Origin of the sequence: Nonomuraea sp. B19D2 (assembly GCF_040137845.1) — a bacterium.
Taxonomy (GTDB): domain Bacteria; phylum Actinomycetota; class Actinomycetes; order Streptosporangiales; family Streptosporangiaceae; genus Nonomuraea.
In genome coordinates this window covers 56,515-69,737 of sequence record NZ_JBEFAK010000019.1, presented here as the reverse complement: position 1 = coordinate 69,737, position 13,223 = coordinate 56,515, and the positions used below count along the sequence as shown (strand labels likewise).

Annotated in this window: 13 protein-coding genes and 1 pseudogene; 7 read left to right on the top strand and 7 right to left on the bottom strand. The window is 68.4% G+C overall.

What is annotated here, in order from left to right; genetic code table 11:
- Positions 1-90 precede the first annotated feature (90 nt).
- Both ABN273_RS31125 and ABN273_RS31120 read right to left on the bottom strand, forming a co-directional pair.
- Positions 91-738 (bottom strand): hypothetical protein, encoded by a 648-nt coding sequence (locus ABN273_RS31125; RefSeq protein ID WP_349452621.1) that lies wholly within the window; start codon positions 736-738, stop codon positions 91-93.
- A gap of 1 nt (position 739) precedes the next feature.
- Entirely contained in the window at positions 740-1,144 is a 405-nt protein-coding gene (locus ABN273_RS31120; protein ID WP_349452620.1) for a hypothetical protein, read from the bottom strand.
- A 461-nt stretch (positions 1,145-1,605) separates the two neighbouring features.
- Between ABN273_RS31120 and ABN273_RS31115 the strand changes: the two genes are divergently transcribed.
- Complete coding sequence (locus ABN273_RS31115) at positions 1,606-2,469, top strand: helix-turn-helix domain-containing protein (protein ID WP_349452619.1); 864 nt, start codon at positions 1,606-1,608, stop codon at positions 2,467-2,469.
- Positions 2,414-2,746, top strand: coding sequence for a DUF397 domain-containing protein (locus ABN273_RS31110; protein WP_502911158.1), 333 nt, complete (start codon positions 2,414-2,416; stop codon positions 2,744-2,746). Before ABN273_RS31115 ends, ABN273_RS31110 begins: the two co-directional genes overlap by 56 nt.
- 382 nt (positions 2,747-3,128) lie before the next feature.
- On the opposite strand, the gene ABN273_RS31105 is transcribed toward ABN273_RS31110, so the two are convergent.
- Positions 3,129-4,454: an MFS transporter gene (locus ABN273_RS31105; RefSeq protein WP_349452617.1), complete on the bottom strand. Its 1,326-nt coding sequence runs from the start codon at positions 4,452-4,454 to the stop codon at positions 3,129-3,131.
- Between the two features lie 200 nt (positions 4,455-4,654).
- On the opposite strand from ABN273_RS31105, the gene ABN273_RS31100 reads away from it, so the two are divergent.
- The 4 genes from ABN273_RS31100 to ABN273_RS31085 all read left to right on the top strand — a co-directional run bounded on the left by ABN273_RS31100 (position 4,655) and on the right by ABN273_RS31085 (position 8,217).
- A complete protein-coding gene (locus tag ABN273_RS31100; protein WP_349452616.1) occupies positions 4,655-5,467 on the top strand; it encodes a helix-turn-helix transcriptional regulator in 813 nt (270 codons plus the stop codon).
- Positions 5,468-5,542: 75 nt separating this feature from the next.
- On the top strand, positions 5,543-6,616 hold the full coding sequence (locus ABN273_RS31095) for a CapA family protein (protein ID WP_349452615.1): 1,074 nt from the start codon (positions 5,543-5,545) through the stop codon (positions 6,614-6,616).
- Positions 6,617-6,658: 42 nt separating this feature from the next.
- Positions 6,659-7,504 (top strand): SDR family NAD(P)-dependent oxidoreductase, encoded by an 846-nt coding sequence (locus tag ABN273_RS31090; protein ID WP_349452614.1) that lies wholly within the window; start codon positions 6,659-6,661, stop codon positions 7,502-7,504.
- A gap of 29 nt (positions 7,505-7,533) precedes the next feature.
- Positions 7,534-8,217 (top strand): TetR/AcrR family transcriptional regulator, encoded by a 684-nt coding sequence (locus tag ABN273_RS31085; protein ID WP_349452613.1) that lies wholly within the window; start codon positions 7,534-7,536, stop codon positions 8,215-8,217.
- Here ABN273_RS31085 and ABN273_RS31080 read toward each other — a convergent pair.
- Positions 8,186-8,509: a hypothetical protein gene (locus ABN273_RS31080; RefSeq protein WP_349452612.1), complete on the bottom strand. Its 324-nt coding sequence runs from the start codon at positions 8,507-8,509 to the stop codon at positions 8,186-8,188. The two genes, ABN273_RS31085 and ABN273_RS31080, sit on opposite strands and share 32 nt — an antisense overlap.
- Before the next feature lie 166 nt (positions 8,510-8,675).
- Here ABN273_RS31080 and ABN273_RS31075 point away from each other — a divergent pair, with 166 nt between their 5' ends.
- On the top strand, positions 8,676-9,206 hold the full coding sequence (locus tag ABN273_RS31075) for a hypothetical protein (RefSeq protein ID WP_349452611.1): 531 nt from the start codon (positions 8,676-8,678) through the stop codon (positions 9,204-9,206).
- A 245-nt stretch (positions 9,207-9,451) separates the two neighbouring features.
- Here the strand turns inward: ABN273_RS31075 and ABN273_RS31070 are convergent, their stop codons facing one another.
- The 3 genes and pseudogenes from ABN273_RS31070 to ABN273_RS31060 all read right to left on the bottom strand — a co-directional run.
- Positions 9,452-10,111 carry a hypothetical protein gene (locus ABN273_RS31070; RefSeq protein ID WP_349452610.1) on the bottom strand — a complete coding sequence of 220 codons (660 nt, stop codon included), beginning with the start codon at positions 10,109-10,111 and terminating at the stop codon, positions 9,452-9,454.
- 182 nt (positions 10,112-10,293) lie between these two features.
- Positions 10,294-12,864: an ATP-dependent chaperone ClpB gene (gene clpB / locus ABN273_RS31065; RefSeq protein ID WP_349452609.1), complete on the bottom strand. Its 2,571-nt coding sequence runs from the start codon at positions 12,862-12,864 to the stop codon at positions 10,294-10,296.
- 32 nt (positions 12,865-12,896) lie between these two features.
- A pseudogene (locus ABN273_RS31060) lies at positions 12,897-13,220 on the bottom strand (heat shock protein transcriptional repressor HspR); the annotation flags it as partial.
- Positions 13,221-13,223: the final 3 nt, after the last annotated feature.

Here is a 13,223-nt window from a genome sequence, read left to right as displayed (position 1 = left end):
GGCCCGTACCGGGCACATGGGGAAGCCCCGGAGCCCCCGCGGTCTCCGGGGCTTCCCGCCCAGGGGAATGTCCCGGATTCCCCCAGGTCCCTAGCCGGCCTGCGGCAGCGCGACCTTTTCCCGCAGATCAGGCGGCTCCTCGAGATCGGGTCTCACCGAGACCCAGGCTCGTCTGCCGTACAGCCGGTCCAGGCCGGGAGAGACCGCGCCGGGGACCTCGTCGCGCCTGACGATCTCCACGATCACGAACTGGGCCCGGCGGCGGTGCCGGTAGACGTTCGCGCTCCTGGCCCAGCAGGCCGCCGCGATCTCCTCGCTGTACGCCTCGAACTCCTCGGCGCAGATGCCGGCCCTGGTCAGGATCAGCGCTTTCTCGCCCGCGGTCGTCGGCGTGATCCAGAGCACCAGCGGGATCCGCCCCGCCCTGGTGTGCATCGTGGTCTCCAGGCACACCCGGTGCAGGCGGTGCCTGGAGACCACGCACCAGAAGTGGGCGGCCACCCAGTTGCGTCCCGTCCTGGTGACGGCCGGCACCGAGACGGCGCTCGTCAGCAGGACGAACGGCCACCACCGGCCCTCCTGCGTGGCGCCGTGCAGAGTCAGCGCCAGCAGCGCCAGCGCGGAGAGCAGCATCAGCTCGGTACGGATGCGCCAGAGCCGGACCAGCGGCCCGCCGCGCCCGGCGCCGGGAAGCTCCTCGCCGGCGGGGTAGATCTGGTTGCGCGGGTTCCTCGGCACGTCAGGACACCTCCTCTGTCACGCGGTGTGGCACGCTGAGCTGGTCGAAGCGTGGGTCGCGGTAGCGCCGGGAGCCGAACCCCGTCCTGGTCACGGTCCAGCCGATGCGGTGCGCGAACTCATCCGGCTCCATGCAGATTTCGCGATCGGTCCATGCGATGAGTTCCCGGATTCGGGACTTGATTCGGGCGAGTCCCTTGGTACCTTGTGAGTACATGTAGAAGACCCCTTTCGCGGCATTTTCAGAGGTGGCTTCTTCGCCGGTCCGACGGCTGATGACCGGCATCACCGCAGGGTGGCAGCCCAAATGCGGTGCGCTGGTGATCAGCCGCGGCCCGGTTTTTTCATGCTCGAATGAGCGGACTGTCGCTGAGTTCTTCAGGCGATTCTGAGATCCTTCCGGCAAGTGGCCTCCCTGGCGCAGAGTTTCGTTTCCGGGACGGCGACGTTGCCGGCGAGGCGGCCCGCGCGGGGCCGCGCAATCATCGACGGAAGGCCCGATGCGTACGGCCGTGTCGTCATCCGCGGCCTCCTCACACCCGAGAACCCTCCTGGAACCGATCGTCCCCCGAGGTGAGCGATGCTGCAATACATTCAGCAAGGGAAGATTTAATTTTCTTCACGCTTGCCGTGCAACTTGCACCGGAACTGTCGCGTCGGCCCGCGGCGGGAGAAGTTCCGTCTTCACTCACCCCTACCTGGAGTTCATCTTGCCCCTAGGCCCTCCCCGTGAAAGCCTTCTGGGCAAGGCTGTGCGACACGCCACGTGCAACTTGCAGTGTAAGATTGGGCGCGAACGGCCCCAGAAAGCCGGGCCCTAAACGCCCCCTTCCCGCCACATCTTCATCCCGACAAGGAGAGTGGACGGTGCCATCGCAGCAGGGCAGTCCGACAGTACGCAGGCTCCGGCTAGGCCAGGAGCTGCGCCTTCTCCGGGAGCGAAGGGCGCTCACCGGGGCCAGAGCGGCCAAGGAGCTCGGCTGGTCCCCGAGCAAGGTCAGCCGGATCGAGGCGGCCAAGACCATGCCGAGCGCCGACGACATCAAGGCCATGGCGGAGCTCTACCACCTCGATGGACCAAAACTTGACGAGCTCTTCGGCCTGTTGCGGGACGCGGAGCAGCGGGGGTGGTGGGAAGATTACGAAGACGCCCTGCCTGAGGAGTACACAAGATTCCTCGGGCTGGAGGCAGAGGCCACGCATCAGCGCAACTGGGAACCCCAGGTCGTGCCCGGCCTGCTGCAGACCGAGGACTACGCCAGAGAAGTGATCCTGGCGACTCGCGGCATCTCGCGTATCACGCACAGCGGGGTCAGGAGCCGGGTCGAGGCCCGGCTCGACAGACAGCAGCGCGTGCTCCACAGGACCGACGCGTGCGCCATGAACGTGGTGCTCGACGAGTCGGCGCTGATGCGAAGGTTCGGCGAACCGGCGGTGATGCGCGAGCAGATGGAGCATCTCCTGGAGATCTCACTTCTGCCGCACGTCAGTGTCCAAGTCCTCACTTTGGACGCACTTCATCCGGTTAACACCGGTGCGTTTATCCACCTGAAGTTTGCCGCGTTTGATGATGTTGTGTACCTGGAACAGTTGTATACTGCTAACTTCGTCGAAGACCTCGAACGAGTGGCTGGATACGAGACGGCTTTCGATAACATCCGGTCGGAAGCCTTGGATGAGGACGAATCGCGAGTCCTTATACAAAGAAAAGCCATGCTATGGCGACGTTAGCGACGAAACCTCAAAAGGGGCAATGGAGCCCCTTTGCGCATTTGGGGAGAAAATGTACGACCACACTACGACGGCAGCCTGGCGGAAGAGCACTTTCTGCAACGGCGCATCGACGTGCGTTGAGGTTGCCCCCTTGGCCGACGGCAACGTCGCGCTGAGGGACAGCAAAGACCAGGACGGACCCGTCCTGGTCTTCACCCCGGCAGAGTGGGCCGCCTTCACCGCCGGGGTCCGTGAGGGTGAATTTGATGCGGACACACTAGCGGTCAGCGCGTGACGAACGGCCCTGGTGTCTTGTGCCAGCAAGTCGACCAGGGCCGCTCCCTTGATCGAGGCCACGCGTCCCATGCCGTCACATTTCCCTTATTGCTCTCCGGCTTTGACCAGGAGATGGCATGGAAAAATGGACTCTCCCCGACCGTGACTCGCAAATCGCTGCCTGCTCCAGATCGCGCGGTTTTTGAACACGGTGCCAGACGCGTCGTATGACGTGGAAATCGAAATCGATGGCCCACGGGTTATTCCGTGCGCGAATCTGCCCAGCGCTCTCGAGGACGACCAGGCGCGAAACGTCGTGCTGATATCGCGGCCGACGGACAATGGCCGCCCGGCCGCCGGTCAAGGGGTGGTGCGTTCCCCCGTGAAGGGGGACGCGCCGTTCAGGCACGTGCCGGTACGCGGCGCCGGACGAGGAAGATCGAGCTCAGCCCCGCGATCACGGCCAGGCCGGCCATGGCGATGGAGGCCATCAGGGAGGCGGAGACCGTGCCGTGGCCCTGGCTCAGCGTGATGAACAGCGTTCCCACCGTGGAGACGCCGATGACCTGCCCGAGCTGCATCACGGTGAGCAGCGCGCCACTCGCGTCCGCCGCGTACGCGCCGTCCACCTGCTCGGTCGCCATGTTGGTCACCGCGACCTGCACGCCGAGCCCGGCGCCGACGAGAGCGCTCATGATCGCGTACGGGAGACCGCCCCCGGCGGCGAGCCCGAGACCCAGGTAGGCGGGCGCGGCCACCACGTAGCCGAAGGGCACCAGCGGGCGCTGCAGGCGCACCGGCAGCTTGGGCCAGCCGAGCCCGACGAGGCCGAAGGCCAGCGCGCACGGCACCAGCATCATGCCGGAGGCCAGCGGCGTCAGGTGCAGCTCGCCCTGCAGGTGCAGGGCCGAGGTGAACAGGAACGCGCCCCAGGTCGCCGGACCGAACAGCAGGATCGCCAGCCCAGGCCGCATGCCGGGCGCGCGCAGCACCCGGGCGTCCACCAGCGGACGCCCGCCACGTACGGTCACCCACCGCTCGATGCGAACGAACGCCGCGAACGTCACCACGCTCAGCGCCATCGAGATCCAGCCCCACAGCGGCCACCCGAGCTCGCGGCCCAGCACCATCGGCACCACGAGCAGGAGCACGGCGGCCGACAGCGTCACCAGGCCCCACGGGTCGAGGCCCGTCCTGCCGCCGCCCTCGTCGGCCGGCAGCACCTTCAAACCGGCACCCAGCAGCAGCGCGCCGATCGGGACCAGCACCAGGAACACGATCCGCCAGCCCGCGCCCATGCCCAGCAGGATCCCGCCGAGCGCTTGGCCGATCACGATGCCACCGCTGATCACCAGCGACCACAGGCCGATCGCCCGGCCTCTGGCCGCGCCCTGGTAGTTACGCTGGATCAACGTCAGGACCTGCGGCATCATCATCGCCGCCCCGGCGCCCTGCAGCAGGCGGGCGGCCACCAGCCAGCCCGTCGAGGGCGCCAGGCCCGCGCCGAGCGTGGTGAGGGTGAAGAAGGCGAGCCCGCCCAGGAAGGCGTTGCGGTAGCCGAACAGGTCGCCGATCCGGGCTCCGGTGATGAGCAGGACGGCATAGACAATGGTGTATCCAGCGACGATCATCTGCAGCCCGGCGCCCGAAGAGTGCAGGTCGGACTCGATGGTCGGGGTGGCCACGTTGACGATGTTGACGTTCAGGATGGCCAGGAACTGCCCCACGAGGATGATCGCAAGGAGCAGGCCGCTGGCTCCGGTTCCTTCCGGTGGCTTTGTGGCCGCAGAAGGGGTGATAGCGGCAGTTTGCGTCATGTGGAGGAGTCTGCCGGGAATTCAGTACCAGTAACGAGAGCCCATTTATACTGGTACTGGCGGTAACTGGATAAGATCTGCCGCTCGCTCCATAGTGTGGAGGTATGAGCGTGACAGAAGCAAGGCGCACCGATCTGTCGGCGTTCCTGCGTACTCGTCGCGAGCGGATCACCCCGGAGATGGTCGACCTCGCGCCCGGCCCGCGCAGGCGGACTCCCGGTCTCCGGCGCGAGGAGGTCGCCCAGCTCGCGGGCGTGGGCGTGACCTGGTACACGTGGCTGGAGCAGGGCCGCCCGATCAACGCCAGCACCCAGGTGCTGGACGCCGTCGCCCGCACGCTACGGCTCGACAGCGCCGAACGGCAGCACCTCTACCGGCTGGCGGGGCACGCGGAGACGGCCGGCGGCGACACGGGGCACGTGACGCCCGAGATGCAGCAGATCCTCGACCGGCTCGGCGACATGCCCGCCGTCGTGGCCAACAGCCGGTGCGACGCCCTGGCCTGGAACGCCGCCTACGCCGCCCTGTTCCCTGAGCTGGTCGACGCGCCCCAGGGCGAGCGCAACTCGCTCTGGTACACGTGCCTCAATCCCGATCCCACGACCTTGCTGCTCAACCGCGACCCGGAGCTGGCCCGGGCTGTGGCGGTCTTCAGGGGCGCGTACAGCCGCCACGCGGACGACCCGTGCTGGCAGGACTTCGTACGCCGGCTCAGCGCGGAGAGCGCGGAGTTCGCTCGCCTGTGGGCCAGGCAGGACGTGGCCGAGCCCGGGCCGAGGGAGAAGGCGTTCAAGCACGTGGAGGTGGGGGAGCTGCGCTTCAGCACCACCAGCCTGACGGCCGTCCCCGAGGTCCGGCTGATCGTCTACACGCCGATGGACGACCGGACTTGTGATGCAATGCGTAGATTGATGGATAAGTAACCGCCTGCGCGGTGATCCGCCCTTCATGGCATGCTCGATCCCGGAATGACAGGATTCGAGCGGAAGTGGCGGCAGATGAGATTCCCCCGTGCCCTCCCGTTGTTCGCTGTCGCCGTGTCGCTGGCGGCCTGCTCCTCGGCACCCGAGAAGGAGCCGCAGAGCAAACAGGTGGACCACCAGGCGGCGGCGTCGCCGTCGGCCAAGCCGACGCGGGAGCGGCGGCCGTACACGATCTCCTTCGGCGGGGACGTGCACTTCGAGGGAATGTTGCGGGCGCGGCTGTCGAGTCCGGCCACGGCGCTCGGGCCGATCGCCGGCGTGCTGCGCAAGGCCGACTTATCGATGGTGAACCTCGAGACGGCGATCACCACAGGGGGGACGCCCGCGCCGGGGAAGCAGTTCACGTTCAGGGCGCCGCCGACCGCGTTCGGCGCGTTGAAGGCCGCCGGGGTCGATGTCGTGTCCATGGCCAACAACCACGGCATGGACTACATGGAGACCGGGCTGGCTGACTCGCTGGCGGCCATCAGGCGCAGCAGGTTCCCGGTGGTGGGGATTGGGAAGGACGCGGCGCAGGCGTACAAGCCGTTCCGCAAGATCGTGAACGGGAACCGGGTGGCGATCATCGGGGCCACTCAGGTGCTCGACGCGGAGTTCATCCAGTCGTGGACGGCCACCGCGGACAAGGGCGGGCTCGCCTCGGCCAAGGACGAGGTCAGCCTGCTGCGGGCGGTACGGCAGGCACGCAAGAACTCGGACACCGTGATCGTCCACCTGCACTGGGGCACCGAGATGCAGAAGTGCCCGAACCCGGCACAGCTCTCGCTGGCCCCCAAGCTGGTCCAGGCGGGCGCCGACGTGGTGGTCGGCGGACACGCGCACATCCTGCTCGGGTCCGGATATCTCGGCAAGGCGTACGTCAACTACGGCATGGGCAACTTCGTCTTCTACAACTCCACCCCTGGCACCACCGGCAGGACCGGCGTGCTGACGCTGACCATCAACGGGCGGAAGGTGCTGAAGGACAGCTGGACCCCGGCCACCATCCAGGGCGGCATTCCCATCCCGATGACGGGACCCGCGCGGACGCAGGCCATCACGGACTGGAAGGCGCTGCGCACCTGCGCCAGGCTGGCCGCGCGCCCCTGATCGATCTATGCTGCTGGACTAGACGTCCAATAGGAGGTCGCGATGCGGCGGGTTGAGTCAGGTGCGGCCTTCGAGGGGCGGCTGGTGGTCGTCACGGGGGCAGGGTCCGGGATCGGGCTGGCGACCGCGCGGGCGTTCGCGGCCCACGGGGCCGAGGTGGTGTGTGCGGACATCGACGCCGACGCCGCGGCGCGGGCTGCCGGCGCCGTCGCCAAGGACCTCGGGGGTACGGGGCACGCGGCGCAGGTCGACGTCTCCAACAGCGATCAAATGGGAGATTTTTCGCGAAATATCATCTCCGAATATGGCGTGCCGGACATTGTGGTGAACAATGCGGGGATCGCCGTCGCCGGGCCATTTCTTGATCATGCGGTGGACGACTGGCGCAGGACCATCGACGTCAATCTGTGGGGTGTCATCCACGGGTGCCGGCTGTTCGGCGCCGCCATGGTCGAGCGTGGCAAGGGTGGGCACATCGTCAACGTCGCCTCTCTGGCCGCGTTCGCGCCGTCGCGGCTGTTGCCCGCGTACTCGGTCTCCAAGGCGGCCGTGAAGATGCTCAGCGACTGCCTCAGGGCCGAGCTGGCCGGGCGCGGGATCGGGGTCAGCGTCATCTGTCCGGGGTTCGTCTCCACGCCGATCGCGAGCAACGCCACGTACGTGGGTCCGGACGTGCGCGAGGCGGCCGTGCGGGGGCTGGCGCGGCGCGGGTATCCGGCCGAGCGGGTGGCCGCCCACATTCTGCGGGCCGTACACAGAAATCAAGCGGTTGTTCCGGTCAACCTGGAAGGGAAAATCGGATATGTCCTATCCCGGATTTCGCCGGCGGCGATGCGCGGGCTCGCGCGATGGAGCGGGATCATGAGAAATCGAGGAATCGGGAGGTAAGGATCGTCCACACGGGAGAAGATGAATCCGTGTCCTCGCCGCAAATAGATGATGATTGCGCCCAGCCCAAAGCACTCAGGCGGCAGCCGGCGCAGCGCCGCAGCGCCCGGCGCGTGGAGCGGATGCTCGACGCGTGCGCGCAGCTGCTCGACGAGATCGGATACGACGCGCTGTCCACCACCCGCATAGCCGAGCGGGCCGGCGTGGCGATCGGGTCGATCTACCAGTTCTTCCCTGACAAGAGGGCCATCACCCAGGAGCTCACCCGGCGCAACGTCGAGGAGTTCGTCCGCAGGGTGGACCGCCGGTTCCTGGCGGAGGAATATCGCGGCTGGTGGGAGGCCATCGACGCGATCATCGACGAGTACGTCGACATGCACAGGACCGTTCCAGGCTTCAGGAGCCTCCGCTTCGGCGACGTCGTGGACCTCAACCTGCTCGACTCCGACTCCGACAACAACACGGTGATCGCGGGTCGGCTGCGCGGGCTGTTGCTGAAGGAGTTCGGGCTGGCCGACAGCCCGGAGCTGGACCTGGCCGTGCTGGTGGCGGTCGAGGCGGGCGACGCCGTGCTCAAGCTGGCCTTCCGCCGCGATCCCGACGGCTCAACGGAGATCATCGAAGCGGCGAAAAAGCTGATCCGAGGCTTCCTGTCCCGGCAGCTGAAAGCCTGGTCGCTGGCTAATCCCGCTCGAAGTCCCCGACTTCCCTGAGCAGCCCGGCCAGCCACTCCGGCAAGTGCCTCCGGTACTCGCCGAGTGCGGACGCGGGCACCTGCTGGAACCGCGGGGTGGCCGGCGTACGCAGGCATGGCCCGGGGAACGAGACGGGGCGCGTGTCTCGTGCCTCGCGGGTATGCAGCCGGGCCTCCAGGGCCTGCAGGTTGCGCTCGGCTGCTTCGATGGCCTCCAGGCGGGCCGACAGATAGCCCGCCACACCGGGAACAAGGGCCGACAACACGACGACACAGGCCAGTGTGAAGGTCATCTGCTTGGACATGCCCATCACAGCCCCCTTGCTCGCGTAGCAGCAAAGCGAGTCGTATATGCCCTGCCACCTGCATAGACACGCACATCGTGAGCAGTAATGGACGTGGGGTTACCGAATTTGTGACTGACCGGCGATACGCATTGACCGGGCAAAGGGCCGGGCGGCTCGGTAGTCTCGCGGTGTGGCGCATGTGACCCGAGAGCACCTTGATCGTCTGCTTGAGCAGGCCCTACTGGCCGACGACCACAGTTCCCTGGCCAGTCGGCTATACGACGTCGCGCTCGGCTACTCGTCCGGCGACGTCTCCCGGGCGTCCATCCTGGTCCTCGCCGCCGAGGAGTGGCGAGCGGCAGGCCAGCCGGCGCGCGCTATGGAGTGTTTCCAGCTCGCGGTCGAGGACGGCGGCGAGGCGGGCTTCGACCCGCGTGCCGGCATCGCAGACACGCTCTTCGAGCTGGACAGGCCCAATGAGGCGAGGGAGGTCATCGAGACGATACGCGCGGAGGGCGGCGTCTCCACGGCGACCGCTCACACGATCGCCGAGACGCTGGTCGCCTACGGGGACCTCCAGGGAGGGCTCGACTGGGCCACCCAGGCGGTCCTGGGATGCGACGAGAACGATCCCGAGCAGGTGGCGGTCCTACGCACCCGCTACCGCATCCGGGTCGACCTCGGGCTCCCTGAGGACGAACTGGACGAGCTCGTCCACTGACCCGCCCGGGTCCCGGTTCCTGACCCGTCCGGCTCCTGACCAGGCGCGGCCGCCAACGAGACGGTCCCTCTGACCTGAGGGCCCGTCTCGTGGCGGCCCGCTCTCACAGCGGCTCGCCACCCGGGCGGTGGCCGTCCGCGTGCGGCGGCGGCGCGGCGAAGAGGCCGCGGCCGCGGGTGGCCGCGGCCTCTTCGGTTAGGGAATGCCGGGCGCGGCAGGCACGGTCCGCGCCCGGACAAGGTGGCTCAGCGCAGCCCCAGCTCCGGCACCACCCCGGAGAAACCCGCCACCGTGGTCTCGCCGCCCGCCAGCACCGAGGCGTCGTTGAGGCTCTGCACCGTCTTGGGCAGCAGGACGTCGACCACCTCGGCCCTGACCTCCTCCACCGGCTTCCCCAGATCCGTCTGCGGCTGAATGCCGGAGCCCGCGACTCGGTTGCGGTAGGGGGAGTCCCCGAGCGAGATCTCGGGCAGCTTGGCCTCCAGCGGCCTCGGCGGCACCTGGGGGAGGGCGGGCAGCGCGGGGACCCGGGCCATGGTCGACAGATCCTGCATGTCCACCGTTCCGGGGAGCTTGGGGAGCAGCGCAGGGGAGGGCATGCCCCAGGTCGCCGCCACCCCGCCCATGTCGGCCGCGCCCAGCGCCTCGCGCGCGGTCGCGAGCCCGGTCAGGCCGAGCTGCGCGGCCATCGCGCCGGCCGCCATGGCCAGCTTGTCGCTCTCGTCGGTGACCATCCGGTCGCTGCCGAGCCCGCCGTCATCCACAGCGCTCTTACCGCAGTACGAGGTCGCCTGGTGCGAAAGGCCCTTGCAGGAGTCCGCCGCCGAGGGGGCCGCGGCGAGCCAGGTGACGCCCGCGGCCAGCGTCGCCACCGCGATGATGCTCCGGATCTTCTGAGATGACACTTCAGGTCCCCTGATCGAGTTCGGTGATCTGACGAACGCTGAACGTAGTCACACATCCGGCCGCGAGAGTGCGGCTTGTCCGAAGAGTGGGCCGGACCTTACCGAAGACCAGCAGGAATGACCGAGCCATGACATGCCGGGAGCCCGGAGACCGCGCGGATCCCCGGGCTCCCGATGCGTGGTCAGGCGCGCTGGATGAGGAGCTCGTCGTCCCCGAGCTCGACCTTGACCTTGTCGCCGTCCACGACCTCCCCCGACAGCACCGCCTTGGCGAGCTTGTCGCCGATGGCCGACTGGACCAAGCGGCGCAGCGGGCGGGCGCCGTACAGCGGGTCGTAGCCCGTCAACGCCAGCCACTCGCGGGCCGCGGCCGTGACCTCCAGCGTCAGCCGGCGGTCGGCCAGGCGCCGCGCCAGCCGCTCGACCTGCAGGTCGACGATCTGCGCCAGCTCCTCCGTGCCCAGCGCGTCGAAGAGGATCACCTCGTCGAGCCGGTTGAGGAACTCCGGCTTGAACGAGTTCCGCACCGCCGTCATGACGGCCTCGCGCTTGGCGCCGTTCTCCAGCTTGGGGTCGATGAGGAACTGCGACCCGATGTTGGAGGTGAGGATCAGGATCGTGTTGCGGAAGTCGACCGTGCGTCCCTGCCCGTCGGTCAGCCGCCCGTCGTCGAGCACCTGGAGGAGGATGTCGAAGACCTCGGGGTGGGCCTTCTCCACCTCGTCCAGCAGCACGACGGTGTACGGGCGCCGCCTGACGGCCTCGGTGAGCTGGCCGCCCTCCTCGTAGCCGACGTAGCCGGGAGGCGCGCCGACGAGCCTGGCCACGCTGTGCTTCTCGGAGTATTCGCTCATGTCGATCCGGGTCATCGCCCGTTCTTCGTCGAACAGGAACTCCGCCAGCGCCTTGGCCAGCTCGGTCTTGCCCACGCCCGTGGGCCCGAGGAAGAGGAACGAGCCCGTCGGCCGGTCGATGTCGGCGATGCCGGCCCGGCTCCGGCGTACGGCGTCGGAAACGGCCTGTACGGCCTGCTGCTGCCCGATCAGCCGCTTGCCCAGCTCCTGCTCCATGCGCAGCAGCTTGGCCGTCTCGGCCTCCAGGAGGCGCCCGGCGGGGATGCCGGTCCAGGACGAGATCACCTCGGCGATGTCGTCGGCGCCCACCTCCTCCTTGACCATGGCGTTGTCCGGCGGCGCGGCGTCGGAGGCGACCTTCAGCGCCTGCTCCAGCCTGGGCACCTCGGCGTACATGAGCCTGGACGCGCTCTCGAAGTCGCCGTCGCGCTGCGCCCGCTCGGCGGCGCCGCGCGCCTCGTCGAGCTGCTTCTTCAGCTCGCCGACCTTGTTGAGCCCGGCCTTCTCGTGCTCCCAGCGGCCGACGAGGGCGTTGAGCTCCTCCTGGCGGTCGGCCAGCTCCTGGCGGAGGCGTTCGAGCCGCTGGACGGAGGCTTCGTCGGTCTCCTTGGACAGAGCCAGCTCCTCCATCTTGAGCCGGTCGACGCTGCGCTGGAGCTGGTCGATCTCCACGGGACGGGAGTCGATCTCCATGCGCAGCCGCGAGGCGGCCTCGTCGACCAGGTCGATGGCCTTGTCGGGGAGGAAGCGGCTGGTGATGTAGCGGTCGGACAGCGCGGCGGCGGCCACCAGCGCGCTGTCGGCGATCTGCACCTGGTGGTGGGCCTCGTAGCGGCTCTTCAGCCCGCGCAGGATCGCGATGGTGTCCTCGACCGTGGGCTCGCCCACGTAGACCTGCTGGAAGCGCCGCTCGAGCGCGGGGTCCTTCTCGATGCGCTCGCGGTATTCGTCGAGCGTGGTCGCGCCGATCATGCGCAGCTCGCCGCGGGCCAGCATCGGCTTGAGCATGTTGCCCGCGTCCATCGCGCCCTCGGCGGCGCCCGCGCCGACGACGGTGTGCAGCTCGTCGATGAACGTCACGATCTGCCCGTTGCTCTCCTTGATCTCGGAGAGCACGGCCTTGAGCCGTTCCTCGAACTCGCCGCGGTATTTCGCGCCGGCCACCATCGCGCCCAGATCGAGCGAGATCAGCCGCTTGTTGCGCAGCGACTCGGGCACGTCGCCGGCCACGATGCGCTGGGCCAGGCCCTCGACCACCGCGGTCTTGCCGACGCCGGGCTCGCCGATGAGCACGGGGTTGTTCTTGGTGCGCCGGCTGAGCACCTGGACGACGCGGCGGATCTCGGAGTCGCGGCCGATGACCGGGTCGAGCTGGCCGGAGCGGGCCCGCTCGGTCAGGTCGACGCCGTACTTCTGCAGCGCCTGGTAGGTGTCTTCAGGGGTCTCGCTGGTGACGCGGGCGTGGCCGCGTACCTTCTCGAACGCGTCGAGCAGCGCCTGCGGCGTCGCGCCCTGCGACTTGAGCAGCTCGGCCACCTGGCCGCCGTCGGCGGCCAGGCCGACCAACAGGTGCTCGGTCGAGACGTAGAGGTCTTCGAGCCGGTTGGCGTGCTGGGCGGCGGTGTTCATCACCGTGAGGAGCTGGCGGGAGCTGGAGGGCGCCCCCACCGTCGCGCCCTGCGCCTTGGGCAGCGCCGCGAGCAGCTCCTCCGCCCTGGCCCGCAGCGTGCGCCAGTCGGCGCCGACGGCCTCCAGCAGGGGCACGGCGGTGCCGCCCGTCTGCGAGAGCAACGTGGTCAGCAGGTGAGCCGGAGAGATCTCCGGGTTGCCCTCCGCGGCGGCACGCCGCATGGCACCCGAGAGCGCTTCCTGGCTCTTCTGGGTGAGCTTGTAGTCCATTCTTTCTAGGCCCCCGGTGGCAGCTCGTAGCGGATCAGCGCTCTGACCATGCGCATCTCGGCGCGCAGGCGGTGAACCTCCTCACGCAGCCGCAGAGCTTCGTTCTCGAGCTCGAGGATCCGCTTGATGCCCGCGAGGTTGATGCCCTCCTCCTGGGAGAGCCGCTGCACCTCGCGGAGCTGGATGATGTCTCTCGTGGAGTAGAGGCGGCCGCGCCCGGCCGTCCGGCCAGGACTGACCAGGCCCAGCCGGTCGTACTGGCGCAGGGTCTGCGGGTGCAGCCCCGACAGCTGCGCGGCCACCGAGATCACATAGACCGGTGTGTCGTCTGACAGGTCGAAGTAGTTGGCGTCCATCGG